General features: G+C 47.4%; 25 protein-coding genes. 7 read left to right on the top strand and 18 right to left on the bottom strand.

The window, feature by feature from the left end:
- Positions 1 to 25 precede the first annotated feature (25 nt).
- On the bottom strand, positions 26 to 694 hold the full coding sequence (locus AC3B6P_RS04060; RefSeq protein ID WP_489805538.1) for a glutathione S-transferase family protein: 669 nt from the start codon (positions 692 to 694) through the stop codon (positions 26 to 28).
- A 103-nt stretch (positions 695 to 797) separates the two neighbouring features.
- Between AC3B6P_RS04060 and minC the strand changes: the two genes are divergently transcribed.
- The 3 genes from minC (at position 798) to minE (ending at position 2,822) form a co-directional block, all read left to right on the top strand.
- Complete coding sequence (minC, locus tag AC3B6P_RS04055) at positions 798 to 1,586, top strand: septum site-determining protein MinC (protein ID WP_489804847.1); 789 nt, start codon at positions 798 to 800, stop codon at positions 1,584 to 1,586.
- Positions 1,587 to 1,716: 130 nt separating this feature from the next.
- Positions 1,717 to 2,532 carry a septum site-determining protein MinD gene (minD, locus tag AC3B6P_RS04050; RefSeq protein ID WP_489804846.1) on the top strand — a complete coding sequence of 272 codons (816 nt, stop codon included), beginning with the start codon at positions 1,717 to 1,719 and terminating at the stop codon, positions 2,530 to 2,532.
- Positions 2,529 to 2,822: a cell division topological specificity factor MinE gene (minE, locus tag AC3B6P_RS04045; RefSeq protein WP_489804845.1), complete on the top strand. Its 294-nt coding sequence runs from the start codon at positions 2,529 to 2,531 to the stop codon at positions 2,820 to 2,822. The genes minD and minE overlap by 4 nt, the downstream gene beginning before the upstream one ends.
- 65 nt (positions 2,823 to 2,887) lie before the next feature.
- On the opposite strand, the gene AC3B6P_RS04040 is transcribed toward minE, so the two are convergent.
- The 5 genes from AC3B6P_RS04040 to AC3B6P_RS04020 all read right to left on the bottom strand — a co-directional run bounded on the left by AC3B6P_RS04040 (position 2,888) and on the right by AC3B6P_RS04020 (position 8,547).
- Positions 2,888 to 3,571, bottom strand: coding sequence for a Fe2+-dependent dioxygenase (locus AC3B6P_RS04040; protein ID WP_489804844.1), 684 nt, complete (start codon positions 3,569 to 3,571; stop codon positions 2,888 to 2,890).
- Between the two features lie 139 nt (positions 3,572 to 3,710).
- Complete coding sequence (holA, locus tag AC3B6P_RS04035; RefSeq protein ID WP_489804843.1) at positions 3,711 to 4,709, bottom strand: DNA polymerase III subunit delta; 999 nt, start codon at positions 4,707 to 4,709, stop codon at positions 3,711 to 3,713.
- Positions 4,706 to 5,401, bottom strand: a complete 696-nt coding sequence (locus tag AC3B6P_RS04030; RefSeq protein ID WP_489804842.1) for a hypothetical protein — start codon at positions 5,399 to 5,401, stop codon at positions 4,706 to 4,708. Before AC3B6P_RS04030 ends, holA begins: the two co-directional genes overlap by 4 nt.
- 29 nt (positions 5,402 to 5,430) lie before the next feature.
- Complete coding sequence (gene leuS, locus AC3B6P_RS04025) at positions 5,431 to 8,046, bottom strand: leucine--tRNA ligase (protein ID WP_489804841.1); 2,616 nt, start codon at positions 8,044 to 8,046, stop codon at positions 5,431 to 5,433.
- 6 nt (positions 8,047 to 8,052) lie between these two features.
- Positions 8,053 to 8,547 (bottom strand): DUF3576 domain-containing protein, encoded by a 495-nt coding sequence (locus AC3B6P_RS04020; protein WP_489805537.1) that lies wholly within the window; start codon positions 8,545 to 8,547, stop codon positions 8,053 to 8,055.
- A 731-nt stretch (positions 8,548 to 9,278) separates the two neighbouring features.
- On the opposite strand from AC3B6P_RS04020, the gene AC3B6P_RS04015 reads away from it, so the two are divergent.
- Both AC3B6P_RS04015 and AC3B6P_RS04010 read left to right on the top strand, forming a co-directional pair.
- Positions 9,279 to 9,743, top strand: a complete 465-nt coding sequence (locus AC3B6P_RS04015) for a low molecular weight protein-tyrosine-phosphatase (protein WP_489804840.1) — start codon at positions 9,279 to 9,281, stop codon at positions 9,741 to 9,743.
- A gap of 33 nt (positions 9,744 to 9,776) precedes the next feature.
- Entirely contained in the window at positions 9,777 to 10,712 is a 936-nt protein-coding gene (locus AC3B6P_RS04010; protein WP_489804839.1) for a 2-hydroxyacid dehydrogenase, read from the top strand.
- 52 nt (positions 10,713 to 10,764) lie between these two features.
- Here AC3B6P_RS04010 and AC3B6P_RS04005 read toward each other — a convergent pair whose 3' ends face one another.
- A complete protein-coding gene (locus tag AC3B6P_RS04005) occupies positions 10,765 to 11,526 on the bottom strand; it encodes an NAD kinase (protein WP_489804838.1) in 762 nt (253 codons plus the stop codon).
- Between the two features lie 171 nt (positions 11,527 to 11,697).
- Between AC3B6P_RS04005 and AC3B6P_RS04000 the strand changes: the two genes are divergently transcribed.
- The gene (locus AC3B6P_RS04000; RefSeq protein WP_489804837.1) at positions 11,698 to 12,039 is read left to right on the top strand and encodes a hypothetical protein; all 342 of its coding nucleotides are present in this window, start codon (positions 11,698 to 11,700) and stop codon (positions 12,037 to 12,039) included.
- A 114-nt stretch (positions 12,040 to 12,153) separates the two neighbouring features.
- Here AC3B6P_RS04000 and AC3B6P_RS03995 read toward each other — a convergent pair whose 3' ends face one another.
- The 7 genes from AC3B6P_RS03995 to AC3B6P_RS03965 all read right to left on the bottom strand — a co-directional run bounded on the left by AC3B6P_RS03995 (position 12,154) and on the right by AC3B6P_RS03965 (position 22,014).
- Complete coding sequence (locus AC3B6P_RS03995; RefSeq protein WP_489804836.1) at positions 12,154 to 12,540, bottom strand: hypothetical protein; 387 nt, start codon at positions 12,538 to 12,540, stop codon at positions 12,154 to 12,156.
- 6 nt (positions 12,541 to 12,546) lie between these two features.
- A complete protein-coding gene (purH, locus tag AC3B6P_RS03990; protein WP_489804835.1) occupies positions 12,547 to 14,139 on the bottom strand; it encodes a bifunctional phosphoribosylaminoimidazolecarboxamide formyltransferase/IMP cyclohydrolase in 1,593 nt (530 codons plus the stop codon).
- Positions 14,140 to 14,221: 82 nt separating this feature from the next.
- Positions 14,222 to 15,757 carry an efflux transporter outer membrane subunit gene (locus AC3B6P_RS03985; RefSeq protein ID WP_489804834.1) on the bottom strand — a complete coding sequence of 512 codons (1,536 nt, stop codon included), beginning with the start codon at positions 15,755 to 15,757 and terminating at the stop codon, positions 14,222 to 14,224.
- Positions 15,754 to 16,839 (bottom strand): HlyD family secretion protein, encoded by a 1,086-nt coding sequence (locus AC3B6P_RS03980; RefSeq protein WP_489804833.1) that lies wholly within the window; start codon positions 16,837 to 16,839, stop codon positions 15,754 to 15,756. Before AC3B6P_RS03980 ends, AC3B6P_RS03985 begins: the two co-directional genes overlap by 4 nt.
- Positions 16,840 to 16,864: 25 nt before the next feature.
- Entirely contained in the window at positions 16,865 to 18,457 is a 1,593-nt protein-coding gene (locus AC3B6P_RS03975) for an MFS transporter (RefSeq protein WP_489804832.1), read from the bottom strand.
- 653 nt (positions 18,458 to 19,110) lie between these two features.
- The gene (locus AC3B6P_RS03970) at positions 19,111 to 20,907 is read right to left on the bottom strand and encodes a transglycosylase SLT domain-containing protein (RefSeq protein ID WP_489804831.1); all 1,797 of its coding nucleotides are present in this window, start codon (positions 20,905 to 20,907) and stop codon (positions 19,111 to 19,113) included.
- Positions 20,908 to 21,210: 303 nt separating this feature from the next.
- On the bottom strand, positions 21,211 to 22,014 hold the full coding sequence (locus tag AC3B6P_RS03965; RefSeq protein ID WP_489805536.1) for a uracil-DNA glycosylase: 804 nt from the start codon (positions 22,012 to 22,014) through the stop codon (positions 21,211 to 21,213).
- A 150-nt stretch (positions 22,015 to 22,164) separates the two neighbouring features.
- Here AC3B6P_RS03965 and AC3B6P_RS03960 point away from each other — a divergent pair, with 150 nt between their 5' ends.
- Positions 22,165 to 23,073 (top strand): 4-(cytidine 5'-diphospho)-2-C-methyl-D-erythritol kinase, encoded by a 909-nt coding sequence (locus tag AC3B6P_RS03960; RefSeq protein ID WP_489804830.1) that lies wholly within the window; start codon positions 22,165 to 22,167, stop codon positions 23,071 to 23,073.
- 84 nt (positions 23,074 to 23,157) lie between these two features.
- On the opposite strand, the gene AC3B6P_RS03955 is transcribed toward AC3B6P_RS03960, so the two are convergent.
- From AC3B6P_RS03955 to AC3B6P_RS03940, 4 genes are all read right to left on the bottom strand, one after another.
- Positions 23,158 to 23,646 carry a hypothetical protein gene (locus AC3B6P_RS03955; RefSeq protein ID WP_489804829.1) on the bottom strand — a complete coding sequence of 163 codons (489 nt, stop codon included), beginning with the start codon at positions 23,644 to 23,646 and terminating at the stop codon, positions 23,158 to 23,160.
- A 109-nt stretch (positions 23,647 to 23,755) separates the two neighbouring features.
- Positions 23,756 to 24,097, bottom strand: coding sequence for a YnfA family protein (locus tag AC3B6P_RS03950; RefSeq protein WP_489804828.1), 342 nt, complete (start codon positions 24,095 to 24,097; stop codon positions 23,756 to 23,758).
- Between the two features lie 17 nt (positions 24,098 to 24,114).
- Complete coding sequence (locus AC3B6P_RS03945; protein ID WP_489804827.1) at positions 24,115 to 25,389, bottom strand: ammonium transporter; 1,275 nt, start codon at positions 25,387 to 25,389, stop codon at positions 24,115 to 24,117.
- Positions 25,386 to 25,724, bottom strand: coding sequence for a P-II family nitrogen regulator (locus tag AC3B6P_RS03940; RefSeq protein WP_489804826.1), 339 nt, complete (start codon positions 25,722 to 25,724; stop codon positions 25,386 to 25,388). Before AC3B6P_RS03940 ends, AC3B6P_RS03945 begins: the two co-directional genes overlap by 4 nt.
- Between the last annotated feature and the right edge of the window lie 43 nt (positions 25,725 to 25,767).

Here is a 25,767-nt window from a genome sequence, read left to right as displayed (position 1 = left end):
TGTCGCAGCTTTCTATAATGCTTTTTTAAAAATCAAGATCTGCATAATGCGGAGAAGCGACAAAACCACTGACCCTGTCTGCCAATAATGTACGGAAACAGGGCCGGGATTTAACACGGGCGTACCAGTCCCTTACTGAAGGTGCCTGCGCCCAGTTAATATCGCCCAGAAAATCCAAGGCTGAAAGATGGGCTGCCGCAGCAAAATCCGCAGCAGAGAGAGAAGACCCAGCCAGCCATGTTCTAGTTTCAGCCAGATATCCGATATAATCAAGGTGAAAACGCAGGTTCTTGTAGCCAACCCGAAGGATTGTTCCATCAGGATGTCCCAAACCAAACAGGCGTTTTTCAACTTTCTCCCCCAAAAGATTCAAACTGACTTCCTGCTGGAACAATCTGTCAAACCAATCAAGAAGGCGCCGGACCTCAACACGTTCAGCGATCGTACGGCCAAGCAGGGACACATCAGGATAAACATCTTCAAGGTACTCAGCAATCACTGTCGCGCCCGGAACAACCTGCCCACTATCTTCGACCAAAACAGGCACCTCCCCTGACGGATTCAAGGCACGAAAGGAATCTGTCTGTTCCCAGATTTTTTCGTAAATGAGTTCACAGGGCAAGCGTTTTTCTCCGAGCAACAGCCGGACAAAACGAGATTGCGGAGACAGGGGTAGATGGTGCAATATGCGCATCACTTCTATCTAAGGCACCAGGCTGAATTGTCCAAGCCTCTTATTGCAAAAACCTGCTGAAAACCCGATGGATTTGCTCTAAAATCATGCTATAAATTATTTCATGACCCATGACCCTTCTCCGCTCGCAGCTGATCCCTCTCCTCCACCGCGTATTCGCGCCAGAGGGCGGTCATTTCTGGCTCTTGTCTTATCTCCTGAAGCACCTCTTGAAGCATGGCTCAGAGGTCTTGATGTGCAGATCAGTCATTCAGTCAATTTCTTCAGCAGTCGGCCTGTTATTCTGGACCTTGGTCTTCTTGAGGCTGAAACTGAAGGATTATCGACCCTTCTTTCCGCTTTAAAAGAACGTCATATTCACATTATCGGCATAGAAGGGGGGGACCGCTCATGGCCTGCATTAGTAGGATGGGACTGGCCCGCAGCCCTGCAAGGGGGACGACCTAGCGGATCCGTCTCCATGCCGGAAGCTCCTGAGGAAGCGCCTTCATCAGCAGAAGAACCTTCTTCTTTTCCTTCCGGAACACTCATTATTGACCGTCCTGTCCGATCAGGCCAGACAATTGAGAATCTGGAAGGCGATGTTGTGATTATCGGTGGCGTTTCTTCTGGCGCTGAAATTATTGCCGGTGGCTCGGTCCATATATATGGCCCTCTGAGAGGACGCGTGATTGCGGGCATTAACCACCACCCGGAAGCCCGAATCTACACATCGCGGCTTGAAGCAGAATTACTCGCTATCGATGGCTACTATCTTGTAGCTGAAGAAATCGATCCTTCCCGCATTGGTCATTCCGCACAGATTTTTCTTGAAGAGGGTCGTATCAGAGTTCAGGCTCTTCTTGGAAAACGCCTTCAGGATAATGCCGGGACAGCAGATACAATAAAATAAATTAAAAAAAATACTTAAAAAATCAGTTCGTTAATAATAAGATAGCGTTTGTGCATGTAAAATACACAGTAATTACTGGGTTTTTGTTTCCGGCGTTCTCTCGATGATGTAAAAGAAGGTTAACAAGTCTATGGCAAAGATTATCGTTGTAACGTCGGGAAAAGGGGGCGTCGGCAAAACGACTACAACTGCCGCTTTAGGCGCTGCTCTCGCACGTAATGGACAGAATGTCGTCGTAGTAGATTTTGACGTCGGTTTGCGTAACCTCGACCTGGTTATGGGGGTTGAACGTCGCGTCGTTTTTGACCTCATAAACGTCATTCAGGGAGATGCCAAACTCTCTCAGGCACTGATACGCGATAAGCGCTGTGAAACACTTTCGATCCTTCCAGCATCGCAAACACGCGACAAGGACGCCCTGACTCCAGAAGGGGTTGCCGCGATCATGGAAGAATTAAAAGAGAAGTTTGACTGGATTCTCTGTGATAGCCCTGCCGGGATTGAACGAGGTGCCCAGCTTGCCATGTACCATGCCGACCACGCTGTGATCGTGACGAACCCTGAAGTCAGTTCTGTGCGTGACTCGGACCGTATCATTGGAATGCTCGACAGCAAGACCGCACACTCGGAAAAAGGTGAACAGGTTGAAAAGCATCTCCTAATCACCCGTTACGACCCCGCACGTGCTGCGCGAGGTGAAATGCTCAATATAAACGATGTGTTGGAAATTCTTTCTGTCCCGCTGATTGGGGTTATTCCAGAAAGTGAGGATATCCTCAAGGCATCCAATGTCGGGAGTCCTGTCACTCTATCCGCTCCTGAAAGCATTTGTGCACAGGCATATCTGGAAGCGGCCCGTCGCCTTGAAGGTGAGAAACTTGATGTCACAATTCCAGCTGAAAAACGTGGTTTATTTGACTTCCTATTCAAAAAGAGGGGCGCATGAGTTTTTTTGATAGTTTCTTCTCACGCAAGCAGCCCTCTTCCAGCAATGTTGCTCGGGATCGCCTGCAAATTCTTCTCTCTCATGAACGTAGTTCAGACAGTGAGGGAGATACGGATCTGATCCGCAAATTACATAAGGAGATTCTTGAAGTACTATCGCGGCATGTCTCTGTGGATCAGGACAAGGTGCAGGTCAAGCTTGATCGTGGACAGCAATTTTCTACTCTGGAAATTGATATTGAAGTCCCTGAAGAAGTGGCCAAGAAGAAAAAGAAAAAAACATCTCCGTGAGTTTTACAGTTAGTTATTTCCTCTTCTTCAGAGGCCCTATCCTCTCATTTTTAAAAATAAATTATTTATAGCTCTGACCAGCATCTCAAAAGATTATGGTAAATATTGGTCAGATTTAAGACTTCGCTATCCTTTGGTCCCCGTTCTGCTGTAAGTCTCTGAATCGCCTGGTCCAGATCAAAGAGTATTGAGCGGTTTTCTTGTGAACGTACAAAAGACTGTGTCCAGAAAAATGACGCCAGTCTGCTTCCACGTTTAATCGGAAGCACAGCATGAAGCGCCGTGGTTGGATAAATGATCATATCGCCCGCTGGCAATTTCACAGCCTGCTGCTCAGAAGGACCATAAAGTAACAGCTCTCCTCCTTCATATTCCTCTGGGTCTGTCAGGAATAAGGTACTTGAGACATCTGTACGGATACGCTGCCCCATTCCTGGAATAGGACGGAGTGCATTATCCACATGTGCCCCAAAAGACATACCCTCATCATAACGATTAAACAGAGGAGGTACGACACGGAAAGGCAGAACAGCACTATTAAAGAGTGGATTTGTGCCAAGTTTCTTTAAAATAAACGTCGAAAATTCACGCCCTAAAGGACTATCTGGAGCAATTTGTAAATTATGTTTCGATGCTGCTGACTGCTGTCCTGCTGTCCCTTTACCATCAACCCAGGGGGCTGCAAGTAACCTCGTACGTAGCTGAGTCACTTCCTCTTGTGTAAGAACTTTTTCTATATGTAAAAGCATTATTAAAGTTCCTTTGTCGTAAAAAGGGCGATCTATTCATAAGTAAGTCTGCCAGAGACAGTCTTCCTGGAGCAGGCTCACCACAGTGATTAACAGACTATTATGATTATTATGGCGAAACTATCTTATTTGAAAAAGCCTAATTCCTGATTTTCGATAAAAACATCAAATGCCTCTGACATAAAAGACAATCGCTCGCCCCTGTCATCTTACATCTTATCTCAAGTGTCTGCGTCTCATGATAAACCTTATCAATCATCTGCAAGGAAAAACGCTGTAAGGCCTTCTGGAATAATTCTTTTCTTTTAAAAAAAAGAGGCGGCTTGAGCATCGCGATTGCCTGCTGACGGGAATGCCCTTCTGCCTCATTCAGAAGAACATTATAAATTTTATCAGCAACCTGAAAAACCGACCTGGCATATGAGATGGATGAAGCACCATCAGCCAAAGCCCTTGTCAATAAAAGATCAGCTTGGGGAAATAAGCCTGCAAAAGCCGCGTAAACTGCTTCTTCTAACGAAGTCCCTCCTGAGTCCCCGATGCACTCTCTTACATCATCCAATTCAAGCGTTTCACCGGGACGGGCATATAATTTAAGCTTTTCAACTTCACTGCGCACAAGCGCTCTATCAGCCCCCAGACGAGCCTGCAACCACTGAAGAGCCGTGCGTTCTATACGGATATGATCCTGCTGCAAACTCTCCTGAATGGTCTGCGCTAAGACACGCCCCTCTTCAGCATAACAGGCAATAGACGCAATTTGAGAATGTTTTTCTGCAAAAATCCGTAATTTCGAACGTGGGGACAAGCTACCTGCTTCCATAATCAGCAAACTATCTGTCTCGCTTGCCATGACACGTTCAAGCTGGGAGACAAAGTTATCCTGCACCTCACTCACCCAGACGACACGCCGCCCCCCAATGAGCGATAAAGCGGCCATTTCTTCTTCAACTCTGGCCTGTTCATCCCCCTCAAGCCGCGTCAAACGGAAAGGATCCTGCAAATCACCTATTATTTGCTTTGCCGCTTTTACTGCCCGCTCCCGAATCAGACCCGTATCTTCTCCATAAAGAAGGAGAGCGCGCCAGGCACCACAATCGGCCAGAGTGCGGTCAATATGGCGTGTTTCAATTTTCAAGGCTGCTGATCATACAAATCATCGGTCGAGTAATCACGTTTGACACGGCCTGTCGCCATAGCCGGGAACCCGTCACTATCGAGATGACGGAAGCGTCCGCTATGATCATCCTGAATCTCATCAGTATCTATATACTGTCCGCGATTTGGTTCTTTTGTTGCCCCTGGAGCTACATGTGCCTTGAACCAGATCGCGACCTGCTGCGTAATATCATGGGCCAATGTTTCCGAAACCCGTTTCATGATGGTCTCATCATTTAAGGTCTGGGCAAAATATTGCTGGATTGTCGGATCATAACCATCAAGCGTCCGGGCAAAACCCTGCGCCAATAATTTTGGCTCTTCTCCAACACTATATAATTTCCAGTTTGCCCGACCAATCACCCGAGAGCGGCCTGAGGTATTATCAAGATGGATGTCAACTGATTCAAAAGAAGCTGTTCCATCGACCTTGAGTGTATAACCATCAGGCTGAACTGACCCATCGCCTGCCATATCCTGCTGCAGGGCAAGGCGCATCGTCTGGCCAAAACGTGTTGGAATATTTTCCACGTAAACACGTTTCAGCTCATAAGAAGCATCTGCCCCCATATCCTGAACTGATTTATCGCCATAGAGGGGATGAAATCCACACCCCTGCATGCTCATAATCACCAGAGCAAGCAGAGACAGTTTCCCACAGCGTTTAAACAAAATCCGTTTTAGGGGCAGACAACATTGGTTCATTTTGGTTTCACGACAAAATTCACAATCCGGTCAGGAACGTGAATCTCCTTTATAATGGTCTGTCCTTCAAGCGCCTTGACGACATTTGGCTCCAATTTTGCCAGAGCCAGAACTTCCTCTTTCGGAGCATTCGGACGACACGTGATTGTCCCTCTTAATTTACCCAATACCTGTACAGCAAGTGTCACTTCATTGACAGCCAACCATTCTTTCTCAGCTTTTGGCCATGAACGCTCAGCAACCAGAATTCCGCCGGGCTCAAGAAGTGCCATTAATTCCTCAGCCAAATGCGGCATCATAGGCGAAATCAGCATTGCCAATGTCGTCGCAGCTTCCCGCCTTGCTGCACCCAGTCCCTCGCCCTGTTTTTTCTCAGCATCAGCTAGAGCAGAGGTTAATTCATGAATACGTGCCACCGCTACATTGGGGCTGAAACCTTCCAAAGCTTCCGTTACGGCCGCTATGGTCCGATGTGTTACACGGCGGAGTTCGTCCCCACCCTTACCATGAGCCACGCCAAACTGATCCTGCGCTGCAATAGATTGCACCAGACGGTAGAGACGCTGCATGAATCGGGCCGCGGCAGCCACACCAGCAGCTGTCCACTCCATATCGCGCTCAGGCGGACTATCGGAAAGAACAAACCAGCGCGCTGTATCAGCGCCATAACGCTCGATAATATCGACTGGTGAAACCGTATTCCGCTTGGATTTGGACATTTTTTCTGAACGCCCGACAGTCACTGGCGCGCCATTGTCCTTACGGACAATTTGTTCACCCCGCCGCTCAACCTCTTCAGGATAAAGCCATTGCTGCCCGTCACGATAGCTTTCATGCGTGACCATTCCCTGTGTGAAAAGGCCATTGAAAGGCTCATCTACAGCAAGGTGGCCCGTTTTATGCATCGCTCTGGTAAAGAAACGTGAATAAAGCAGATGCAGGATCGCATGTTCTATGCCCCCGATATACTGATCCACGGCCAGCCAGCCATTCGCAGCATCCGGCACAGTCGGCGTTAGCGCATGGGGGCTGGTAAAGCGCGCAAAATACCAGGAACTATCAACAAATGTATCAAATGTATCTGTTTCACGACGTGCTTCTTTGCCACAATTCGGGCAATGAACATGCTTCCACGTCGGATGATGGTCCAGCGGATTGCCAGAACGCTCAAAAGTAACATCCTGCGGCAATGTGACAGGAAGCTGCTCCTCCGGTACAGGCACCACACCACATGTATCACAATAGATTATGGGAATTGGGCAACCCCAGTAACGCTGACGCGAAACACCCCAATCTCGCAGTCGCCAGTTTGTAACCTTCTCACCAATTCCGAGATCTTCAAGACGTTGAATCGCTGCTTTTTTAGCTGTTTTCGTGTCCTTGCCACTCAAAAAGCCAGAATTATAGAGGGTCGCTTCACCGGTAATGGCTTTATTTCCAAGCTTGAAAGCAGCTTCTTCTTCACCAGGAGGAAGGAGAATAGATGGTGTTTCGAGGCCATATTTACGCGCAAAATCAAGATCACGCTGATCGCCACAGGGGCAGCCAAAAATTGCTCCTGTGCCATATTCAGTCAAAACAAAATTAGCAATCCAGACTGGAACGACCTGCTCAGGTTTGAAAGGATTGACAACCGTCAGGCCCGTATCAAAACCACGTTTCTCTGCTGTGTTCAGAGCTTCCTCAGAGGTTCCCAGACGGCGACATTCTTCGATAAATGCCTTTGCTTCAGAATTCTGTGCCGCAAGTTTTCCCGCCAGAGGATGGTCTGCCGCAATACCAACAAAGCTCATACCAAAAAGCGTATCGGGCCTTGTGGTAAAGACTTCCAGTGAGTCCTCTTCAGCATCAAAACCGACTGGTGGATTATGCAGAGGAAAACAGATTTTTGCTCCTTCAGAGCGACCAATCCAGCGTTCTTGCATGATCTTAACCCGATCAGGCCAACGATCAAGGCTTTTGAGCCCTTCCAGTAAAGGTTCTGCATAATCACTGATTTTCAGGAACCATTGAGAAAGGGTTTTTTTCTCAATCAAAGCACCCGAACGCCAGCCACGCCCATCAACAACCTGTTCATTGGCCAAAACGGTATGGTCAACAGGATCCCAGTTAACAGACGCGTCACGCCGCTCTACCAGACCCGCCTTAAGCATATCAAGAAACAGCTTCTGCTGTTTCCCATAATATTCAGGCTGGCACGTTGCAATTTCACGCGACCAATCCAGAGAGAAGCCCAGACGTTGCAATGTTTTACGCATCGCAGCGATGTTCTGCATTGTCCATTCACCCGGGTGAACACCACGTTCCCGCGCCGCATTTTCTGCCGGTAGGCCAAAAGCATCCCACCCCATGGGATGAAGCACGGAAAAACCCTGTGCGCGTTTATAACGAGCGACAACATCACCAAGCGCATAGTTTCTTACGTGACCGACATGAAGCTGCCCTGAAGGATAAGGAAACATCTCCAGGACATAATATTTAGGACAGTCTGCCGGAGGTACGTCAGGCACTTTAAAAACATTCTTTTCTTCCCAGCATTTCTGCCAATGAAGTTCACATTTATGAAAGTCAAATTGTGCCGAAGCGGCTTGTGATGCTGTATGATCGCTCATTAAAATTTACTTTCCACCGCCATTTTCAGATCTTAACTGGCGTGCACGTTCCAAAATACGTGCTGTAATATCAGAAACTGTTGTCGGTGCCACGGGGGCATCCAACCATTCTCCTCCATTCAACCGGGTCTGGCGGAAAATTGTCACCCTTAGGGCATCAGAACGCAAACGCCGGTCAAGAATATAAGCAGCAATCTTAAAACGCTCATCCTGCGTACTGGGCGGCTGGAACCAGTCTGTCAGAATGACGCCCCCCTGCGCATCGGCTGAAAGCATGGGCATAAAAGAAAGCGTATCAATCGCCCCACGCCATAAATAGGCATTTACCCCTCCCTTCAGCTGATCCTTCCCTCCATGTGCACCACGGTCAGACCCTAAAAGGTGGTTACGAGGACGTGACAGGCTGTCGGGATTTCGAGCACCTCCCCCACAAGCAGAAAGACCACACAGGCTAATAACGGCAAGACTGGCTAAAAAAGTCGACGTGCGGGGTAAAGACATTCCCTTTAATCGACGCAACACTCTGTTGGAAGTCTGTGATATTCGGGACATGATAATCCTGTTACGGCCGTGCCAGGGCAAGAAGATGGAAGTAAATCGTCAGGATGGCAAACCTGACAGACAATGATTCTCTACCTTCATAGAACGCCAGACGCGCAAGGCCAAGTCATGAGTTGAAAATCCATACTTGCAGCATAGTCCATTTAAGGTTACTGAACACGGGTGTGTCCACGTAGCTCAGCAGGATAGAGCACAGGATTCCTAGTTTAATTGGGCGCTGGGAGTGGGAAACCCCCCAGTGGATTCGCTCAAATTCGGGGAAAGCTCTGGTTTTACCGTGCCAATCCCGAGCCAAGCTTTCAGCCTTAAAGGCGGAAAGAAGGTGTAGAGACTGAACGGGCGATACCTAAGAACCTTTGGTGTTTCTCCTAAAGGTTTAAGGTAAAGAGACAGTCCAGCTCACAAACACTTCACTTTTGTGAGGTGGCTATGAAAATAGTAGTGGGATGAATCCTGGGGCCGAAGGTTCGAATCCTTTCGTGGACACCATTTCAGGTTTTGATTTTATTTTTTAAGAACACACCCTCGTAATTATGAGATGTTTTCTTTTTAACCATAAACGGAAATCATCCACTGAGGGAATAGATACTCTATATCTTCCTTTAGAAAAAACCGTTCTTATCTTCATCTTGTTGACCTAATATATACCGCTCGCTGTGAAAGACTGCTGAATGACAACTACCCCCTCTTTTCTTTTTGTTTGCACGGGCAATATCTGCCGCTCTCCTTTGGCAGAATTGGCCATGAGGGAGGAAGCACGCAAAAGAGGACTTGAAATCAGAATTGATTCCGCTGCGACAGGAGACTGGCATCTTGGCTATCCCCCAGACCCACGGGCACAGGCTATTGCCCGACGGGAAGGACATGACATTTCGCATTATCGCTCACGAGCAGTCAGAGTAAGTGATTTCAGTGAATTTACCCATATTATTGCGCTTGATCATACGCATTACAGCACCCTAAAAAAACTTCGACCCGCAACGTCAAAAGCCAGGATATTTCTATTACTTGATTGTCTTGAAGGCCGTGAAGGACAAGATGTTGCCGACCCCTATTATGGCACAGAGCAGGATTTTGAAACAACGTGGTGTGATGTACAGCAGGCTTGTCAAGCTCTGGCGAAGGAGGCACTCTGACTGTCCCCGCCACTTGCCTCTGAGGATATGATTATGTCTTCTCTCGCTGATATTCTTGTTATTGATGCTTATGCACCTTCTATACTGAAACAGCTTTCGGAGCATTTCACGCTCCATCATTATAAAGATAAAGCGAGCCTCGCTCCAATCGCAGACCAGATAAAAGCCATCGCCACAACGGGAGCTGCCGGGATCCCCACTGGGGTGATGGCAGCTCTTCCAAATCTGAAGGTCATTTCGGTCAATGGTGTCGGAACGGACCAGATTGACCTCGAACAGGCCAAACAGCGCCAGATTCCCGTCAGTGTCACAACGAACAGCACCACACATGATGTGGCAGACCTCGCTATGATGCTCCTCATGACATTGAAGCGTAACTTCCGCTTTAATGAGGATTATACCAGAGCCGGACGTTGGGCACGTGAGGGTTACCCGCCTCTTTCTCACACACTGGAAAAGAAACGTATGGGGATCGTCGGCTTTGGTGCGATCGGGCAGGCTATTGGCCGCCGTGCACAAGCCAGTGAAATGGAAGTTGCTTATTATAGCCGACGCCCCCGGCCCGAAAGTTCATGTAATTATGAGCCGGATTTACTGAAACTGGCTCAATGGGCAGATGTCCTGACACTGGCTGTGCCAGGTGGTGCTGCAACAAAAAACCTTATTGACGCATCCATCCTTAATGCCCTTGGGCCACAAGGTGTGTTGATCAATATCGCACGAGGTTCTGTGGTCAATGAAAAAGATCTGATTGAAGCGCTTGAGAATGGAACAATCGCCGGAGCTGGCTTAGACGTCTTCTGCAACGAACCTGCAATCAACCCGGCTTTTCTGAAGTTTGGGAACGTCACACTGCAGCCTCATCAGGGGTCTGCAACAGAAGAGACGCGCCAGAATATGGGAGAAAATGTCGTCGCCAATCTGGTAGCCTATTTTAACGGCAAACCCCTCATCACTCCACTCTTTTAAAAATCAGAAGCACCGGACATTCTGAGCCTCTCCGGTGCTTTTCCAGACCCTGTTATCCCCCTGCAAACTGCTCAGCAATAATACGTTCTGACAGACTATGACCGGGATCAAAAAGAAGCGTCGCTTTAATATTGCGTTCTTCATAAATCGTAACTTCTTCGACATCGCGTATCTCTTGCGCTCCCGCAACAGCTGATACAGGACGTTTTTCTGGCTGGTTCATAAGAAAGCGAATCTTCGCCTCTGCCGGCAGAAGAGCCCCCCGCCAGGAACGGGGCGAAAAGGGAGAGATTGGTGTGAGAGATAATAAATCAGCCCCCAAAGGAATAATAGGACCATGAGCAGAACGATTATAAGCTGTTGATCCCGCTGGAGTCGCTAAAATCACTCCATCACAGCCCAGGGAATCCATACGACGCTTGCCATCAATTTCTATTGTAATTCGCGCAGACTGCCGCGTTTCACGATAAAGATAAACATCATTGAAGCTTAAGCCCTGATGAATCTCACCTTTGCAGGTTCTCGCTGTCATATGTAAAGGGGAAATAATTGTTGGTTCAGCAACAGCCAGACGCTCTATCAAATCATGATGATCACGATCATTCATCAAAAAACCGACTGTCCCGTAATTAATCCCAAAAACCGGGACAGAACTATTCAATGTCTCAAGCAAGGTCTCAAGCATAAAACCGTCCCCCCCGAGACAGACCAGAACTTCTGCCTCATCAAGCGGGACACTTCCATAATATTTGGTCAAATGTGAAAAAGCATTCTGTGCCTGCTCGGTAGAAGCTGCGGCGAAAGCGATTTTCATAACACAAAGCAACTTTCAAGGCGTGTTTATTAAGAGGGGGATATTATGAATTTTTGTCTACGTTCTATCAAGATAGAGGTAAGTTTTTAACAAATTGATGAAATATCTTTATAAATAAGAAATATTATAATAAATTATTAAGAATCGTCGCAATAATGGAGATAGATTACCATGAAAAAACAGTTTTTCACTTTAATATTCGGTCTCGCTCTTTGTGCACCATTATCTTCTTATGCACAATCAACAGGAAGCTGGCTTCCTGATGCCGGCGTTAAATCATCCTATAGTGCCCCCGCTGTCCCAACGACATTACAACCTGTCGAAACTTCCATGGCTGATTTAATGAAAGAACAGAACTTCCATGTTGTTACAACATCCAATTATGGCAATGCGGGACTGCTTTTTACGTTAAAACATAGCAAAGACATGATCCTCTGCATCCTCGATGCTCCTGCCCCAGGCTCTGCTACAGATCAGAACGTCCCAACTTCACGCTGCTGGAAGCTTGACTAAAAAGAACTGAAGTCCCCTCTGCCCCTTATATGATCTCTCACGCACTTCCCTTAACGGGAAATCCGTTCTTGGATTTTGGAATAATCGGTCAGAGGACGTGACAGCAGAAAGCCCCTATTTCTCGGACTGTTCTTCATCATTATCAATAACGTCATAGGAAGAAGAACCTGGATAAGGGCCTTTTTCTACATCAACATTAGAAGGGCAGACCATAGTACTGCCTTCCTGTAAAGCCAGAGCTAGGAATTTACGGCCTTCCAGACTATGAAGACCGCGCGCTGTGATTTCATGATCCAGGCGAATACGGGGCAGAAGCGATTCTGACAAGAGAACTTCTGTTCCGTCAGCCAGTAAAATGCCTTGCGGCGTCACTCTACTAACATCACCGGTGATAGCAGGTAAGGCTTTCATATCATAATGACATGGCGCCGCCTGTGCTTCTCTGATGAGAAACATAGCACCAGTAACCAGAACAAGACTTGTCAGAAAACGCACTGTCATCCTCTATTAATGCCTGAAATGACGCATTCCTGTAAAGACCATGGCAATACCTGCTTTATCGGCTGCCTCAATCACTTCCTGATCGCGAATAGAACCACCAGGCTGAATGACGGCCGTAGCACCTGCTGCCACGACACTTTCCAGACCATCAGCAAAGGGGAAGAAAGCATCAGACGCTGCGACTGAACCAATTGTCAGAGCCTCTTTCAGCCCCGCAGCCTGTGCGGCATCCTCACTTTTACGGGCTGCGATCCGTGCACTGTCAACACGTGACATCTGACCGGCACCAATCCCGACTGTTGCCTGATCTTTCACATAGATCACAGCATTGGACTTCACATGCTTGGCTACACGGAAGGCAAAGAGCATATCTGCCATTTCCCGCTCTGAAGGTGCCCTTTTGGTCACAACTTTCAGGGTCTCAAGACTGACATGGCCGTTATCGCGACTCTGAGCCAGAAAACCACCAGAGACCGACTTCACAACCAGCCCTGCTTCCGCCGGGTCAGGCACACCCCCTGTCAACAAAAGACGAAGGTTCTTCTTTTTGGCCATAAGCTCAATGGCAGCCTGATCTGCATCCGGCGCAACGACAACTTCCGTAAAGATCGTGCTGATCTGCTGTGCTGTTGCTTCATCAAGAGTGCGGTTCAGGGCCACAATCCCGCCAAAAGCAGAAACCGGGTCACATTGCAGGGCCGCCTCCCAAGCCTCCAGAAGGTTGGAACGCGTAGCAACACCACAAGGGTTAGCGTGTTTTACAATCACCACGCTCGGCTCTGCAAATTCTGAAACCGCTTCAAAAGCGGCATCTGTATCATTCAGATTATTATAGCTCAGCTCCTTACCCTGAATCTGGCGTGCTGTTGCCAGACCGGGACGTCTGCTTCCATCACGGTAAAAAGCAGCTTTCTGATGAGGGTTTTCGCCATAACGCAAGAGGCTGTCACGTTTCCCGGCCAGAGTGAGCACCTCGGGTAAAACCACCTCACCTGGTGCCGCTTCCTGCTGGGCAAACCAGTTCGCGATCATGCTATCATAAGCGGCTGTATGCGCATAAGCAGATTGCGCCCAGTTACGGCGCTCAGATAATGTCGTACCCCCTTGTGAGAGAGAAGACAGGAAGCCCTGATATTGTACTGGTGAGGTCAAAATCACGACATGCTGAAAATTCTTGGCAGCGGCGCGCACCATGGCTGGGCCACCAATATCAATATTTTCGATACAGGTTTCAACATCAGCGCCAGACGCAACAGTTGCCGAAAAAGGATAAAGATTGACACAAACGAGATCAATCGGCTCAATCTTGTGTGTCTTCATCTGCTCCAGATGCTCAGGATTATCGCGGCGCCCTAAAATCCCGCCATGAATCCAGGGGACCAATGTTTTGACGCGGCCGTCAAGAATTTCAGGAAAGCCAGTATGTTCAGAAACTTCCTTTACCGGCACTCCAGCTTCACGCAGGGTGCGGGCTGAACCACCCGTTGAGAGAATTTCGACATTCTGCGCAATGAGTGCACGCGCAAGATCAACCAATCCCTCCTTGTCAGAAACGGAAAGAAGGGCGCGGCGGAGGGGTAATCTTTGTTCGGTGGTCATATCCTGGAACTATTGTCCTGTATTCTAACTTTTACTGTTTATCTTCTGGCCGGTAGGCGTCTTTACGGCTTCCTGGGCGCCCTTAGAAGAAGCTACCCAGGTTGGCCAGGCCGGTTTTTTCCTCTTTATCAGGTGGAACAAAAGGCTGCCAGCCCCCACCCAATGTTCTGTACAAATTAACCGTTGCAATATTTGTATCTGTCCTGCTGGCAGCCATCAGGATTTCGTTAGCCAGAAGCATGGATTCAGCACGATCCACCTCAAGGAAAGGAACCGCCCCTTCCTTATATTGGTCCTGTGCTGCGGACAAAGCCAGCTTGTTCTGATGGACTGTTTCCTGCAAATCCTTATAACGAACCTGCACATGAGCCAGGTCTGTAATAGCATCATCCACTTCACGCCAGGCATTCAGAACGACACGCCGGAATTCAAAAGCTGCTTCCTTAGCCTGTTGATTGCGTAATTTCAGAGTGCCGCTCAACCGTCCGCCCTGAAAGACAGGCACACTGACAGTTGGGCCCAACTTGAAATATTTCGCGGAAGGCATAAAGAAGTCACCCGCAGATAAACTCTGGGACCCCAGATCACCTACGAGGTTGATATCAGGGTAAAAAGCTGCCGTCGCAGCGCCAATACGCGCTGTTGCTGCATGAAGGGAAGCATCAGCCTGCATAATATCAGGGCGACGTTGCGCCAATGTCGATGGCACACCCACCCCGACCGAAACCGGCGCAACCGGTTGCCCCTTGCGTGGCAGAAGTTCTTCCTCAAGCTTACGTGGTGGCAGTGCCAACAAATAACCGATCGCATTCACCAAAGCAGCCTGAGACTGCCTCAAGGGAGGGAGGTCACTCTTTGTTTTTTCAACCTGTCCTCTTGCCTGGGCTACCTCTAACGCGTTGGAAGCCCCTTCTTTCTGACGCTGAAGCACAAGTTTCAGGTCACGTTCAACAAGCCTGAGATGCTCTTCCGTATAATCAAGCTGCTCCTGCACACCTCTGAGACGCATGTAACTATCAACAAGGTCAGAGAGGCTTGCCAGAACCACAGCCTTACGGGCAGCCTCAACAGCAACAAGATCAGCGTTGCTGGCTTCAACAGCCCGACGAATGGCGCCGAAGAGGTCAAGGTCCCAGGTGGCAGAACCGATATTGCTATATTCCTCATATTGCAAATTCGCTCCCGGCTTTGGCTGAACCGTGCCGAACATGCCTTTTTCACTCTGTTGCGTCCAGGCATAACTGCCAGCCCAGCCGACATGAGGCAGCCCCGCCGAAGCAGCAACCTTTAACTGCCCTTTTGCCTGACTGACTCTCGTCGCAGCTTCCTGAATATCAAGATTTTGCTTTCCCAATGTTTCAATCAGCTGATTTAAGGTCGGATCATTAAACCGCCGCCACCAGGTAAAATCAACCTCCCCCCCGTAAGTCAGACCTGCTGTCTGGTTTTTGGGAGCATCAGCCGCTTTAGACCATTGGGCAGGCTGCTCTGGGGAAACGGGTGTTTTATAATCAGGCCCCATTCTGATACAGCCAGCTAAAGCCGTCGTCATGAGGGTCAGGCTCACAAGGCGTGCGCCAAACACTTTTCCTGTAAGTTTTAAACCTGTTCCGCTCATCGCGCTGTCACCGAGCGATTGGAATGACGCTGTGCCTCTACAATATCGGCCATATTAGTGTGAATTGTCGTTTCGACGGAAAAGCCCATACGCAGTAATTTGGCAAGAGGCTGCCCAGGGAGGAGGGTGATTTTCACCGGAAGACGCTGGACAATCTTGGTAAAGTTCCCTGTTGCATTTTCAGGAGCAAGCGGCGCGAAGGCTGCTCCAGAAGATGGAGGGACACTATCAACGACCCCTTTAAGATCAATATCATAAGCATCAACGTGAATATCGACTTTCTGCCCCGGTTTCACGTGACGAAGTGCAACTTCACGGTAATTTGCCTGTATCCACAAATCATCAATCGGCACAAGAGCCATAATGGGCGTCCCGGCAGGCACAACATTGCCTACCTGCACATTACGTTCACCGACCATACCATCGAATGGCGCTCTAAGCTTTGTATAGGACAGGTTAAGCTCTGCCTGATGGACGCGAGCCATATCAACCATCACCTGTTTCTCTGCAGCCGCATTTTTTGCTTTCAGAACAATCAGCTCATCACGTGCTGCTTCTAGTTCTGCTTTGGCAGCATTATAAGAGGCCGTCATTTCCGCAAGTGTTGCGTGTGTCTTCTGCCCTTCCTGTAAACTCCCTGCGCCAGTACGTGCCAGATGCCCGTAACGGTCTGCATCCTGACGCGCAAAAACCAACTCAGCCTGCAACTGATCGACCCGTGCCTGTGCATCATCAATCAATGCTGGCTGACGAGCAACATTCGCCGCGGCATCCATGACTTTTGCCCTATCATCTGCCTCAGTCGCGCGAGCTTCATCAAGTGCTGTCTGATAGTCATTAGGATCAAGCTCAGCAAGCACATCCCCTTTATGGACAGACTGGTTATCTGTGACATTCACAGCAACGATCTGGCCATAAACACGAGGTGCAATCACAGTATGATGGACCGTGACATACGCATCATTTGTCCAGACCCGTGAGGTCGGCACAAAAATAATCGCCAGCACAATAGCTATAAAGACGACCACGACGCCTCCAGCCAGAAAATAGGGCCAGCGAGCGGTTTTACTAGGTTCAGCCATTAGAGAGTAACCCTTACAATAACCATTATTTTGACGGCGTAGAAACAGGCTCAGCCGGGGGAATCATGCCCGCCAGAGCAATACGTGGTGGATAAGCCCGCACAGGTACAACCAGAAGCCAGAGCAGTAAAAGCCCCGCTATGCAAGCCATAATCATGAAGAGATCTTCAATCACCAAAGTTGATACCTGATGATGAAGCTGCTTCGTCAAGGCGGCTACAGCACCAGGCGAGGTACTAGTCCCGTTCGGTAATAACGGAGCAGGATGCTGCCAATCAGGGTTTGCACCCTGAAATAATCCATAATGATTTTGTCCCAGACGGTCTGTCAGACGTTCAGAATGAAGATTGCCGCGCCAATGAAAAGCAAGCTGGACAAGCCATGTTCCCATCACCTGGACAACCGCTCGCGGTGCATTCACCATTCCTGCGGCAAATGGCCCCTCTTGCGGCATAACGGCATTGGTCGCCCCCATAAGAATGGGCATAACAACCATTGCGGCACCAAGTGCCTGGGCCACCTGCCAGGCGTAAAACTCATTGCGGTTCCATTCAGCTGTTACGAAAGAATTCGCTATACAGGCTGAAATCATCAATACCAGACCGATAAAGCTGACAACACGTGAATCAACCCATTCATAATTCAAGAGAATGGCCATAAAAGGCAGGAAAATCAATTGCAGAGACGCAATAACTGCTGTTACGAGATAAATCTGCTCCGGTCTATATCCTGCAACAACCGTCAGATACTGGCTTGGAATGGCTGAGCCTGAAATTGATAAAAGCACAAAAATCTGCAGGCCAACCACGGCATAGAGAAAATTCCGACGTCTTAGCAAAGAGAAGCGAAAAAAAGGCTCCGGTCTTTTCAGCTCGTTCATTACAAAAAGTGGCAAGGTCACAGCTGAGATCAAGGCGCAGACACAAATCAGCTTTGAGTTAAACCAGTCCAGCCTATCTCCTTGCGCCAGCATAACGACTAAAGGAACCGTCGAAATAAACAGAAGAGCCGCACTGAGCCACATCCGTGGCTCCTTAAACCGCTCCATTCGCCCCGCAGTATCAGGCAACCCGAAATAAAGCAGGGCCATAGCACCACCACCCATAGGCAAAATCTGAAAAAAGATGAATCTCCACCCCACAAGGTCAGTCCATAATCCTGCAAGAGCAGTACTTAAATATGGGAAACACGTTGCTGTCAGCGCATAAGCCGCCAGACCAAAAAGTCTGATATCAGGTGCCAGCACTTTGAGAGCAATTGCCATCAGAAGGGGGATACTACACCCTCCAGCAAATCCCTGCACAGCCCTCAAGGCATAAAGAAGTGTCAGATTCGTCGTAAAAGCCAGGGGCAATGTACTGATAATTGCCGTAGCCGCCACAATCAGTACGAAACGTTTCATACCGACGGTCATAGCCATCCATGGGGCAACGCCCATCCCGGCGACTTCTGTCGCGCTATACACAGTTGTAAACCATGTACCAGGATCATGGCTGATCCCCATCCCGCCTAGAATATCACCCAGACCCTGCGAGGAAACCTGCTCATTAAACGAAGTCGACATGGCCAGACAGATAATCCCCGCCAGACCAAATAAGGAACGGGCTTGAGGAGTCACTGTTTGTTTACCAACGTGCTAACCATAGCCATCGTGCGCTGTTCTAACATAGCAACAGAGAACCTGCTTCAGATAAAGAAAGGAGCTTACGCCCTACTTGTCCGATTCCGATGTGAAACAGACAAGTGGATATCTCATCATAATCAATGCTTGTAAAGATAGCTTGATGCCAACCCATTACCTCAGCATCGTTTATAGGATTTATTAACAGCAGATTATCGGATTATTAAAAACAGACCTTCATGACATTAAGAAAATTTTTATAACTTCAATAAGTATGCCAACATATAGATCAGAAAAATATACCAAATTAATAAATACCATTAAAATGATAACATTAAAAAATACTTCGGAACAAACACTATTGCAACAGTAATGTAAATTTATATATTTTATTTTTTCATACATTACATTGAATTAATATAATTAAATTTTAAATACATTTAATATGTTATAAATAAATTATAATTCATGATTTCAGTAAATTTAATCAGAATCAGGAAGAGAAAAATAAAGAATTGTTATTTTCCTTTGATTGTACATAAAAAAGATTCATCCAGCCCTTAAAAAGAGTAATCCATATGTTCGTGATATGGATTACATCATCATGACGGTGATATGAAAAAACGCCACCTCACCGTCATGATCTTCAACTAACCGTGAGAGGTTCCGACCTCTTTTTCAGATGAAACAGAAGGCCATTGCCTCTCAGCAAGAGACACCAATGAGGGCGTTTCCAGACCCATTTTCCTGGCATAAAGCCATGTTGTTTTCAAAACATCATGAACATAATTTCTGGTCTGGTAGGTTGGAAGGGTCTCAATAAAATAAAGCGGATCATGTTGATGAGGATGCAGAGACTGCCAATGCAGAATAACCCCTGGCCCCGCATTATAGGCAGCCAGAACTGATAGAAGATCGCCATTTCTGTTACGTTGAATGACAAACTCGTCTTTGTTATTTTCCATCTGAACGGCTGTTTCTGCAAGATAGAGAAGATAAAGCTGTCCAACTTCCAGATTATAGGCCGGATCATGCAAACGCTGAGCCATATTATCAGGAACCTTGATAATAGCCTCTCCGTGTGTGTCAAATTTAATATGGCCCGCTGTCACAAAGCTTGCCGTGCGAGGCTGAACCTGCATAAGCCCTCTCGCCCCAACAGAAGAAACTGCATTGGGATTAAAATTGGACTCCATTCGTGCCACAGCATAAATCAAAGCGGGATCAAGGCGGAAACCATGCTGGGGCTTCAGTTCGGGTAAATCAGACTGAACGGTTTTTAACTGCGGTGCAGTTTGGTGCTGTTCTGCTTTTTCCATCTGATCAGAAAGCCCCAGCATACCTGCTTTACGGACAACCAAAGCAAGAGAATGTGCTCTTACAAGACCCTGTTTTACAAGAATTGGCCATATATAACGTGCCAGAGCCTCTGCTCTTCCCTGCTCTCCAATCTGAAGCAAAGCAAAGAAATGCTTCCCCTCGGGAGCATTAAGAACAGTCTCAACATCATTGCGGTTCATGCGCTGATGGCGCAAAGCCTTCGCCTCAGATTCTGAAACCTCTGTAACCTCTTCCTGCTGACCTTCCCATCGCGCCAACGCCTCTGATGCCAGGATTCCATAAAAACAATCACTATAGGAGGCAGCACGTTTCAACCAGAATTTGTAATCATTCTCAGCTTGAAGACGTTCTTCCGTTCTTGCTGCCCAGAAAGCCGCAGCGGCTTGAACATACCGATCCGTTTTTGGAGCATTGGCAGCATCTTTAAAAGACACTGAAGCAGCCTGCCATTTACCTTCTTGCCATAAAGCCAGACCTTCTACATAAGCCGGCAGACCTATCTGCCTTCTCCCATCTGAAAAGGCAGAACGCGCAAGAGAACGTGCCAGACTGACTTCCCCCTGGCTCAGAAAAGTCAGAGCTATTTCACCTTCCAACTGCGCTCTGTAATCATTTTGCAGGCCAGAAAGCTTCTGGATGTAGGCCAAAGCCAACTTCGCTCCAGACAATCCCTTATTTAATTGCGGCTGGACAATATGATCGATACGGGCATTTCTAGCGATCACCATGTCGTCATCACCAGAAGAAAAATCAATCTCAATCTGCCCTGGCGCCAACATAGGCTGAGGCGAGAGCACCAAGCCGACCGGGGCCGGATAAAGCTCTTTCATACGCGCATAAATACGGTGTGCATCAGGTAAGCGTGGATAATGCTCCAGCCAGCTCCGCACGGCGGGTAAAGGGGCAATAACACCTCTATGGAGGTAATATTCCGCAAGAATATCAGATTTCAAAAGAGGGTCGGCAATCTTTTCTAAAGACGCATCAAGAGACGTAAAATCCTCACTTCTGACAGTCTCAAATAATTTTTTGTAATTTCCTGCCGTTTCATCTGACAGCGGATGAGGGAAAAGATGTGAGTATCTGTTTACATCATCAGATACCACAGCTGCACCCAACTCCTTACCCCCGGTAGTTACAGATATCCGACTACGAAATTCGTCTTTTATCAATGGGTTAAGAACTGAATCCCACAATGTTATGACAGCACTTATAACAGTAAAAAATGCTGCCAATATAAATACTATTGACCGTCTCTTATTCATAGCCGAGGTTACATAAGGATTACACTTTCAAAAATCAAGCTTATGAGAGATGTATGATTTTCACTGTGTTATTAATGTCTCATTTATGATGCAGATTCTTTTCAGAAGTCACATAAATATGAACGCTATATTACTTTTTGTTTATTATATATTTAGAATATCTGACAATAGAAGCATGTCTTCCCAAAGTCCTCGCCTAACAACAGCACCTGCTTTTAACTGTAAGGGATGGTAAGTTGGCAAAAAACGAATTTTATCGTTTTGTACTGCCAAAATAAGCTCGTGCCACGCGCCTCTGGCTTTTGTAATATGAGTAGCCTTCCCTTTCAGAAGCCGCAAAGGCGTTGTCCCCATTGTTATAACAGGACTTTCCCTTGCCAGACCCAACGCTTTCTGTAAAATTTGTGTCGCAATTTCCAGCTCAGACACTAAAAGTGGTCTTCCACCGGGCGGTCGCCAAGGAATAGAGGGAATTATATTCATCTCATCACGGCGCATCCCCAATGAACGCATTATCTTTTCAAGATAAAAACCTGCTTCACCTGAAAATAGCGTGCCTGATCGGTCTTCATCTGCATCAGGTATCTCTCCAATAATTGTAAAACGCGCATTCTGATGCCATTCAGGAGTCAGATAATGTGTCGCTGTTCGGGCGAGAGGGATATCTTTGAACTGATGGATAAATGCTATGAGAGATTGGTTGTCAAAGACCTCTTTAAACTCAGATGCTTTTTCTCTTCCGGGAGCAGGTAGAGACGCCTTTCTCATTCTGTTATAAGGTAAGTCAGTCTTATGGGACTTTAGCTTTGGCACGTCTGATAAGGTGACCGATTCCTCAAAAGGCGTCCAGGGGAAAGATTCTGTAATGCTTTCCACACCCCATTCGTACTGAAGTTCAAGAGCTGCCTTCAGGCTTGCCTGATATGTTGAATTCGCCGAAGACATCATCACTTACATTTTCTCAAAGATAGCTATTCCTGGTTTCTTTTGTTACATCGTCCTGACCAGCAAAGGAAGTTTTCCCAGAAACCTTCCACATAAACCTAAACGTGTCATCCATGATCGCAAAAGGTCAGGATTTTACAAGAAGGCCCCATAATGTTTCTGCTCGAAGATATAGCCCATGCAAAAATCAATCTTTATCTTCATATCACAGACAGGCGGGAAGATGGTTACCATCTGCTTGACAGCCTTGCTGTATTTGCAGGGGCAGGAGACAAACTTTCATTAACACCACACAGTCCTTCTAAAGCAAAAGAGGCAACCTCCCTTTTTTTAACCGGCCCTTTTTCTGAAGGGCTGAAAGCAGAAGATGATAATCTCGTCTTACGGGCTGCCCGTAATCTAAGGCAAAAGGCTTTCGAAGAAACCTCTCAACTCCCAGAAACGGTCATCTTCACTTTAGAAAAGAACCTTCCTGTTTCTTCAGGGATAGGAGGTGGCTCAGCCGATGCCGCCTGCGCTTTGAGATTACTAACCCAATATTGGAAGCTCCCTGCTTCATTAGCCGCTTCCATCGCTCCCTCACTGGGTGCTGATGTCCCTGTTTGTTTAAAACAGACAGCCCAGCATATGGAAAATATAGGAGATCATCTCTCCCCTGCCCCGCCCATACCCTCACTAGGCATGATTTTGGTCAATCCCCGCATCGCCGTTTCAACACCTGTTATTTTTCAGGATTTAAATCTGCCCAAAGGTTTTTCAAAAACGAATGATATAAATCTCCCTGAAACCGGGTGGGAAAATGCACGGGACTTCGTGACTTTCCTGAAAACAACCCGCAATGACCTCCAGCCAGCTGCCATAAAGCAGGTTCCTGTCATTGAAAACGTGCTGGATACCCTTTCCTCCCTGCCAGGAGTTCTTCTAAGTCGAATGAGCGGTTCAGGGGCAACCTGTTTTGCTCTTTTCGAAACACCAGAAAATGCTTTTGAGGCCCATAAATCACTTTTAAAACGCATCTCCTCCCTAAATTGGTGGAGCTGGGCCGGGGAGGTCCTTCCCTAAGCTTCTTAATAAAATCCTTCCCTAAGCTTCTTAATAAAAAAGGTCCGCCCTTAAAAAGCAGACCTTTCTTAATTTCATAAGGTCTTATTCTGGCTGGGACCCTTTGAGATGGGCATTACATTGTGACCAGTAACCGCCTCCCTTCTGGATCCATTTCAGAGAGCCATTGCCGCCATTTTCCTTATTGGCATTATATTGAGCTACGCAGGTTTTCATACGTGCTTTGCCCGGCGTTAAGGATGCAAATTGAGGGTCAATCTTATCAGGGAAAACAATGCTACCATTAACAACAGGTGCTACTGACGCAGATTCATGCTCGCTGCTGTCAGCTTTTTCTTCTGGTTTCTGCTCTTCTGTTTTAGAAGATGTATTGCTGGCACATTTTGAAGCTTTATAGGCTTTATAGTCCATTCCATTTAACGTGCCGTCTTTTTTGGCTGCAAAAAAAGCCTTACGGCAATCCCTGCCTGACATAGCAGACCCGCTATCCTGCGCAGAGGATGCCGCCAGGGCAGAACCACCTGTCATAGCAGCCGCCAGGGCCATAACTGAACAAAAATGTGATAATTTCATCAAATCACTCCTTCAGATAATGGTCCGACACCCAGAATCTTCAGAAGCCGGAAGAGTCGCACCCGATATATTATACAACTTTCCTTAAATTCTAACGAACAGAAAAAATCTAAGATAAACGCGGAGAGAAAAAAATAATGCAGGCGCCAGCAAGACAGAGAAACGCCCCGATCATATCTCCTAAATTAGGCTGATTTCTCTCAACGATCCACATCCAGAATAGGGAGGCAATAATATAAATACCTCCATAAACGGCAAAAGCACGTCCAGCCTCATCTGAAGGGCTGAATGTTAAAATCCATGCAAAACAGGCAAGAGAAACACCCCCAAGGAAAAGCCATGGCCAGCTTTTACCCCCCCGAAAGAAGAGCCAGAAAGCGTAACACCCAAAAATCTCAGCTATGGCAGCAGAAATATAAACAAGAATCATCTTTAAAAATACTGCTGCCATAAAACTAGTTTTCCTCTTTAATTGAGACGCTCTCCATGCTGGGTCATATCCAGCCCTTCAAGCTCTTCATCACGACTGACACGCATACCAATCGTCCGATCAAGAATAAAAACAATAAGAGCTGTTACCAGTGCACACCAGATAATTGTAACACCGACAGCCTCAGCCTGTTTCAAAAGCTGTGAAAGGCTACCAACGATACCTCCAGGAGAAAGCTCAGTTGCTGAAAGTGGCCCATAGGCAAAGATACCAGTCAGGAGAGCCCCGACAATACCACCAACGCCATGAATCCCAAAAGCATCAAGGCTGTCATCATAACCAAGTTTACGTTTAATCACACTGGCAGACGCAAAACAAATTATTCCAGAAACCGCACCAATCACCAGTGCTCCTATAGGAAGAACAAATCCAGCCGCTGGCGTAATTCCCACAAGTCCAGAGACAGCTCCTGAGATAATTCCCAGAGCTGTGGGTTTTTTTGTATAAAGCCACTCTATCACCATCCAGGCCAAAGCCCCTGCTGCTGTGGCAATTTGTGTCGTTAGCATCGCCATACCCGCCCGCCCGCTCGCTCCGAAAGCAGAACCTGCGTTAAAGCCAAACCAGCCTATCCATAATAAAGCAGCACCAATGATAGCATAAGCGAGATTATGAGGGGACATATCTTCCCGCCTGTAACCTGTGCGCTGACCGATCATTAGAGCACAGATAAGCCCTGCAATGCCCGCATTAATATGCACGACCGTGCCACCTGCAAAATCTACCGCTCCTAAAGCCGCTACCCATCCATTCGGACTCCAGACCCAATGCGCCACCGGCACATAGACGAATAATCCCCATAAAATCATGAATAGACACATGGCTGAGAATTTAATTCTTTCAGCAAAAGCACCCGTTATAATTGCCGGGGCAATAATCGAGAAACTCATCTGAAACATCAGGAAGACACTTTCAGGAATGGTCATAGCCGTAGCCGCTGAAGTGCCAGCCCCCAATGTAAAAGCGTGATCAATACCATTATGAAACTGATCGACTATCCCATTCAGAAAGAAACGTGACATTCCTCCAATCCAACTTGTCCCGGGAGTAAAAGCCAGACTATAGCCGCACACCATCCAGACAACAGATGCTAAGCAGCACACAGTAAATGACTGTGCCATCGTCGAAAGCACATTCTTCCGGCGCACCATACCTGCATAAAACAGGGCAATTCCCGGCACCGTCATCATAATGACCAAGGCAGTACTCGTCAGCATCCAGGCAGTGTCACCTGTGTCAATCGCCTGTGTCATAATGCTGATTCTCCACTTTCGCCTGTGCGAATTCTGATAATTTGCTCTAACGGAGTCACCATAATCTTGCCATCTCCGATACGGCCCGTACGGGCAGCCTGCGTAATGGCTTCCACAACTTCGGGAACGATATCTTCGCGAACAGCGATCTCGATCTTTATTTTTGCCACAAAATTCACGTGATATTCGGCACCACGATATATTTCCGTCTGACCTTTCTGGCGCCCAAATCCTCTTACCTCCGAAACTGTAAGCCCTTGAATTCCCAGCTGAGTTAATGCTTCTCGTACATCATCCAGCTTAAATGGCTTGATAATTGCTGTGACCAATTTCATAGTAAAACTCCCTGATGATAGCCTCGGAAATCTATATTCCAGG

This window comes from Aristophania sp. ESL1142, from assembly GCF_058107345.1.
This window is presented reverse-complemented; position numbering and strand designations above follow the sequence as displayed.